Below are 2,363 nucleotides of genomic sequence, written 5' to 3' on the forward strand. Positions count from 1 at the left end.
CGTTTCGAAATCGACGGGGCAGAGCTTCATCAGCGCTTCGGCGGCCTTCGCCCCCTTTACCGTGAAGACCGACCGCGCATCCGAGACATCCGCGACAAGGTGGTGATCGCCCGCAAGCGCCTTTTCCAGCGCCTCAACGGTGGCCACGGCCTCGGCATAGGGGACGAGGATCAGCAACTCGTCCGGCGACATCCAGGCAGCGCCCTTGTCGCCATTGATCTCGATCCGGCGCCCGGCGGGAACGGCGGTACCGGTCGCGGCCTTCACGGCCTTCTTCATCCTGGCCGAGGTGAGGTCACCGCGCAGGGTGATCATGCCGCGCAGCCCCGCTTCGGCGGTTTCGACGAAACCCGAGTGAGAAACGCCACCCAAAGCGCTGACAGCCATGCCCGGCGCATTTACGGACGAAAAACCGGTTCCCACTTTTTCTGGAAATGCTTCAGACATTCTGCTTCTCCCCGTCCTTGTCGTAGAACACCGGATCGACGATCCGCGCCTTGACCACCTTGCCGTCATCGACCGGGAAGTCGATGACCTCTCCCATCCGGTCGGGCCCATATTTCACCAGACCCATCGCGATGCCCTTGTCGAGCGTCGGTGAATAATAGGTCGAGGTCACGCGGCCCTGCACATTGCGCTGGCCGTTGGCGTTGTGCCCGTCGGCCACCACATAGGCTCCGTCGGGAATGACGGAACCGTCGATTGTTTCGAGGCCGACGAGTTTCCAGCGCTCTGGGCTTGCCATGAAGGAACGTTCCTGCGCGCGCTTGCCGAGGAAATCCTCTTTCTTCTTCGAGATCGCCCACTGAAGATTGAGGTCCTGCGGGATCACGGTGCCGTCGGTTTCATCGCCGATCATGATAAAGCCCTTCTCGGCCCGCATGATATGCATCGCCTCGGTGCCATAGGGCATCACGCCGAATTCTTCGCCGGCGGCGATCAGCGCCTCCCAGAAGGCGCGGCCTTCTGAGGCGGGCACGGCGACTTCGAAGCTGAGTTCACCCGAGAACGAGATACGGTGCACCCGGGCGCGGAAGCCGCCAAGCGTGCCGTCACGCCATTCCATGAAGGGCAGCGCCTCTTTCGACAGGTCCATTCCGCCGAGTTTTTCCAGCAGTTTCCGGGCGTTGGGGCCCGCAATTGCCACCTGTGCCAGCTGCTCGGTCACATTGGCGGTATAGACTTTCCAATCCCACCATTCGCATTGCAGCCAGTCTTCCATCCAGCCATGGATACGCTCGGCCCCGCCGGTTGTGGTGTGGCACAGCCAGCTGTCTTCGCTCAGGCGAATGACAACGCCGTCATCCGACAGAAAGCCGTTTTCCGAACACATCAGTCCATAGCGGCATTTGCCGACCGGCAGGGTCGACATCATGTTGGTATAGAGCATGTCGAGGAACCGCCCCGCATCGGGGCCCTTGACGATGATCTTGCCAAGTGTCGAGGCATCGAGCAGACCGACCGATTTCCGCACCTGACGGATCTCGCGGTTGACCGCGTCATGGACACCCTCGCCCGTGCGCAGGAAGCAATAGGCGCGGCGCCAAAGGCCGACCGGCTCCCAATGTGCGCCGTGGCTGTCGTGCCAGTCATGCATCGGTGTCTTGCGCAGGGGCTGGAAGATCTCGCCCCGTGCCTCGCCCGCAATGGCACCGATGGAAATCGGTGTATAGGGCGGGCGGAAGGTGGTGGTGCCGGTTTCCGGGATGCCCCGGTGAAGCGCATCAGAAAGAACGGCAAGACCATTGATATTGCTGATCTTTCCTTGATCCGTCGCCATGCCGAGCGTGGTGTAGCGCTTGGTGTGTTCAACGCTTTCATAGCCCTCGCGCGCGGCAAGCTGCACGTCCGAGACCTTCACGTCGTTCTGGGGATCAAGCCACATCTTCATACGCAAAGCCGGGCCTGCGCCCTGCGGCATGATCCAGACCGGCATGATCGGCTCTTCCACCGCGCAGACCGCGCCGGGGGCCGCGCCCTTGCCGCCGACGGCTTTGTGGGCGTCGTCGAGCACGTCGGCCGCCGTCAGGTGACCATTGGCCGCACCGATGGCCGTGACCATGGCCGCGCCATCGTCGCCGGTGGCCGGACGTGCCGGATCGGGGCGGAACATCGCCTGTTTGTCGTCCCAGTTCAGCTTGCCGCCGCAATGGGACCAGAGATGAACGACCGGCGACCAGCCGCCCGACATGGCGACCGCGTCGCAGGGAAGCGTTTCCAGTTCCGCGCCCTCGCCCGCCTGCAGGCAGACCGAGACGCCGGTCACGCGCTTGCCGCCTTTGACCGAGGCAATGCCCTGACCGGTCAGCACCTTGACACCACGGGCACGCACTGCGTCGGGCAGGTCGCCCTTCGCTTCGGCG

The 2,363-nt window shown here is 63.4% G+C and carries 2 protein-coding genes; both read right to left on the bottom strand.

All coding sequences use genetic code 11. From position 1 onward, the window contains the following. Positions 1–447: sarcosine oxidase subunit gamma (locus tag WBB85_RS11335; protein WP_432638723.1), on the bottom strand; the 447-nt coding region annotated here is incomplete at its 3' end. Further along, positions 440–2,363: glycine cleavage T C-terminal barrel domain-containing protein (locus WBB85_RS11340; protein WP_432638724.1), on the bottom strand; the 1,924-nt coding region annotated here is incomplete at its 5' end. The genes WBB85_RS11335 and WBB85_RS11340, both read right to left, overlap by 8 nt.

Source organism: Albidovulum sp. (genome assembly GCF_049646345.1).
GTDB lineage: Bacteria > Pseudomonadota > Alphaproteobacteria > Rhodobacterales > Rhodobacteraceae > Albidovulum.